Here is a 4,193-nt window from a genome sequence, read left to right on the forward strand (position 1 = left end):
GCGCTGGACCATGATCAACCTGGTGATCTCCAGCACCGGATTGACATTGGACTCTTCGAGAAAACCTTGGGCAACGCCGATATCGGAGCGATCGGTGACAGGCTCCGGGGTGCGTGCCGGAACAATGCCGGAATTGCCATAGCGGACGAAGTTCGCGCCTGGATCGAAATTGTAGAGGCCGATCGATCCGACAAGCTGATCGTTCTGGCGCAACGAACCATCGGCCCCGGCCTTGGGCGGACCGTTGCGGGGGTCAAGCTGGATCGGCGAGCCGCCGGCATCGAGCACCGGGTGGCCTTCGATCGACATCAGTTCGCCGTTCTCGTTCATCGAAAAACGGCCGTCGCGGGTCATGACGGTGCCGACCGGCGTCTCTATAGCGAACCAGGCATCGCCCTGGATGGCGAAATCGAAGGGATTTCCGGTCTCGCTCAAGGCACCGTGGGCGCCGGAAAGGTAGGTCTTGCCCGGGGAGGCGAATGACACCGATTTCTGCCCGGTGCCAGAGACGACGTCCTCGAACTTCACGCCGGTGGCGCGAAAGCCGATCGTGGAGGCGTTGGCGACGTTGTCGGCGATGGTGTCGAGGCGCCGCTCGAGCGCGATCTGCGATGAAAGAGCGACGTACAGGCTGTCCCGCATGATGGTCTCAGAACCTCAGTTTCTGCATGGCCATCATCAGGTCGGTGGAGATGCCGACGGTGAGTGGCTGGGCAAACAGCACGCTGACCGAGGTGACGGCCGATGAAGTCGGGTTGTTGATCTCGTACATACTGGTGAAGCGCGTCAGGAACTTGCCGAGTTTCTCGGGGTCGGAGAAATCCGAGATGTCGAGTTTCTGCTCGAACAGCTGCGCCTGCTTGTCGACATCGGCGGTGGCGAAGGAATCGGGCAGGCCGAGCACGGTGCGCACGACACTGGCAAGCGCAGTGTCGGCCAGCACGTCATACCAACTGGTGATGGTTGGGGCCTTGCGATCGAAATAAAGCGCCAGCCGCACGCCCTGGTTGGTCTGGCCGGCATCCTCTTCGAGGGTCTGGCGCATGTATTTGTCGACGGTCGGCTGCTGCGCCGGATTGATGGTGGTGGCCGCTTCGCCATGTTGTTCGAAGTTGAAGGCGGCGGCCAGCCCGGCATAGGCCTTGTTGGTCATCTTGTTGGCGACGCTGTCGGCGTCGCGAATGCCGCCGGCAAGAACGTTGCGGATGAGGTCCTTGCTTTCCGTCGCCGGGTCCAGTCCGTAGGCCGAGAGCACGTAGTTGTACAATCGGCTGTTGGCCATCAGGTCGTCGATGGATTTCACGTTCGTGACGTTGGCAAGGTAGTACGCGGTCTCCGACTTGATGTAGTCCGCATTCGGCGCGATCAGGCCAAGCGCCGACTCCGTCGTATAGATTTTCGGGGTGTCTTTCTGCACTTCGTCGCGCGACGTTGTCTGATCGCCATATTGGGCAAAGTTGAAGGCCGTGACGAAGTTGGCGTACCGTTTATCCGTCAGCTTGTTTGCTGGGCTGTCGGGGTCGCTGACGCCGCCCTCGAGCATTGTGCGGATCTGCTGCGGCGTTTCGGTTGACGCATCAAGTCCGTAGGAAGCCATGGCGAAGGTGAGCAGGCGCTTGTCCGCCATGAGGTTGTCGATCGACGTCACCTTGGAAATGTTTGCCGCGTAATAATCGGCCTCGCCCTTGATATATTGCGCGCTTGGCTCGACCAATGTCAGTCCGGCTCCGGCCATGTATCCTTTCGGCACCGCCTGCTGGACATCGTCGCGCATGGTCGTCTGATCGCCATACTGGGCGAAGTCGAAGGCTGCGACGAATTTGGCGTAGCTCTTGTCGGGCAGTTTGTTGGCGGGACTGTCGGGATCGCTGACGCCACCTTCGAGCATCGCCTTGACGGTTGCGGCAGGTTCGGTTGCGGCGTCGAGTCCGAAAGCGGCCATCGCATATGTCAGCAGGCGGCTGTCGCCCATCAGGTCGTCGACCGATCTAACCTTGGCGATGTTGGTGACGTAGTAGGCGGTTTCGCTCTGGTAGTAAGGGAGCCCCTTCTGCGAGGCGCCGATCTGGACTTGCAGCGCATAGTTGCTGGTCACCAGTTGCTGCGCCTTGTTGTAGACAGTCGTACTGGTGCCGTTGGCGGCGAAATTGAAGGCCCTGACGAATTCGGCGTAACGCTTGTCGGTCAGCTTGTTGGCGAAGCTGTTGGGATCGGAGACGCCTTCCTTGAGTGCCTTGACCATGAAGGCCTTGGCGTAAGCCATGTCCTCGAGCCCGTAGGCCTTCATGGCATATTTGAACAAACGGTCATTCTTGACGAAATCGTCGATCGATTTCACCTTGGTGATGTTGTCCAGATAATACTTGGTGTCGCGATCAACCACGGGCTGCTGCTCGATCCTGTCGATCGACTTTGAAATGTCCCTGGTGATGAGCTGGTAGCTGGTAAAGGTATTAAGCAAAGAGGTGCCTCCGGCCGAAGCTATGTCCGGACAATACCCCTACTTCCTTGCGCGAAACTGAATCGTCTCCGACGCCTTCGATTCAAGCCTCACACAAGGCACGGGGGCTATCCCTAGCTCCTGATGTGAAATGCGGAAGGACCTGTCGTGGGCATTCTGATTGGACTGGTGGTAACGCTCGGCTGCGTCCTTGGCGGCTTCATGGCCATGGGCGGCCATCTTCACGTGCTGATCCAGCCCTGGGAGGCAGTGATCATCTGTGGTGCGGCTTTTGGCACCTTCCTCGTCGCCAATCCGATGAAGACGGTCAAGGATACCGGCAAGGGCATTCTCGAAGCCTTCAAGCAGGCGGTGCCGAAGGAACAGGACTATCTCGAAACGCTCGGCGTGCTGCACTCGCTGATGCGCGAGCTGCGCTCGAAATCCCGCAGCGAGGTCGAGGCGCATATCGACAATCCGGAAGAGTCGGCGATTTTCCAGGCGTTCCCAACCGTGCTGCATAACCACGATCTGACGCATTTCATCTGCGACTACTGCCGCATCATCATCATCGGCAATGCCCGCTCGCACGAGATCGAGGCGCTGATGGACGAAGAAATCCAGACCATCAGGTCCGACAAGATGAAGGCCTATCACGCGATGGTGGCGGTGGGCGATGGCCTGCCGGCGCTCGGCATCGTCGCCGCCGTGCTCGGCGTGGTCAAGGCGATGGGCGCGCTCGACCAGTCGCCGGAAATTCTCGGCGGTTTGATTGGTGCCGCGCTTGTCGGAACGTTCCTCGGCATCTTCCTGTCCTATTCTGTGGTCGGACCGGTCGCCACCAAGATCAAGACAGTGCGCGAGAAGAAGAACCGCCTCTATATCATCGTCAAGCAGACGCTGTTGGCCTACATGAACGGCGCGCTGCCGCAGGTGGCGATCGAGTTCGGCCGCAAGACCATCTCGTCCTATGAACGGCCGACGATCGACGCGGTCGAGCAGAGCACGATGAATACCGGCACCGTCGAAAAGAAGGCCGCCTGAACGATGCGCGACAGATCGGTCCCGGCACTGTCATGACCAGCCTGGGCAGTCCAGCGGAAGCGCGCTCGCTGATCATCGAGCGTCTGGTCGGCGACAGCGGTGAGGCCGCGCAGGTCATCGACGCAGGCCGCGCCATGGCCGAACGCGCCGTGCCGCTGCTGCAGAAAACCCTGACCAGCGAGTTTGGCGTTCCGGTCGTCGTCGATCTCAAAGCGATCGAGGTCAGCCGCGTTCCCGAGGCGCGTTCGCGTGCCGGCGACACGTTTGCGATGACCGTGATCGGCTCGTCGGCGTCCTCCGATGCGATGACCCTGGTAATCGATGCTCCGGCGATCGCCATCATGGTCTGCACGCTGTTCGGCGGCGACCCGGATCTGCCGGCATCGCCGATCGAACGCGATCTGTCGCAAATCGAAATCGATGTTTCGACCATGGTGTTCCAGCAGGTCGCACAGGCCCTCAACGGATCGGGAAAGCGTTCGCTCGACCTGCGCCTGCCCGCGCCGCGGGCAATGTCGGGCACCGAGGCGAAGCGGTACGTGCTGCGCGATGGCGCGGCAATCCGCATCGTGCTTGGCATCTCGACGCCGGCCGACAGTGGCACCGTGACGGTGACGATGCCGCAGCGCGTCGTGCTGGCCAGCCGCGACGGAGCCGTGCCTGTCAGCGACGACGATCACGGCCCCAGCTGGCGCGCCCGCTTTTCGGA

General features: G+C 60.8%; 4 protein-coding genes. 2 read left to right on the forward strand and 2 right to left on the reverse strand.

The genetic code is table 11. The annotated features are described in order from the left end of the window. Nucleotides 1-642 (reverse strand): flagellar basal-body rod protein FlgF (gene flgF, locus ENZ74_RS23860; protein ID WP_127313027.1); only part of this gene is annotated, 642 nt, incomplete at its 3' end. Nucleotides 643-649: 7 nt separating this feature from the next. Beyond that, entirely contained in the window at nt 650-2,461 is a 1,812-nt protein-coding gene (locus tag ENZ74_RS23865) for a DUF1217 domain-containing protein (RefSeq protein WP_063168915.1), read from the reverse strand. A 147-nt stretch (nt 2,462-2,608) separates the two neighbouring features. Between ENZ74_RS23865 and motA the strand changes: the two genes are divergently transcribed. Together motA and ENZ74_RS23875 are read left to right on the forward strand one after the other, a co-directional pair. Beyond that, nucleotides 2,609-3,484 carry a flagellar motor stator protein MotA gene (gene motA / locus ENZ74_RS23870; RefSeq protein ID WP_013529803.1) on the forward strand — a complete coding sequence of 292 codons (876 nt, stop codon included), beginning with the start codon at nt 2,609-2,611 and terminating at the stop codon, nt 3,482-3,484. Between the two features lie 32 nt (nt 3,485-3,516). Then, nucleotides 3,517-4,193 (forward strand): flagellar motor switch protein FliM (locus ENZ74_RS23875; RefSeq protein ID WP_127313028.1); only part of this gene is annotated, 677 nt, incomplete at its 3' end.

This window comes from Mesorhizobium sp. M7A.F.Ca.CA.002.15.2.1, assembly GCF_003998715.1.
Taxonomy (GTDB): Bacteria; Pseudomonadota; Alphaproteobacteria; order Rhizobiales; family Rhizobiaceae; genus Mesorhizobium; species Mesorhizobium ciceri.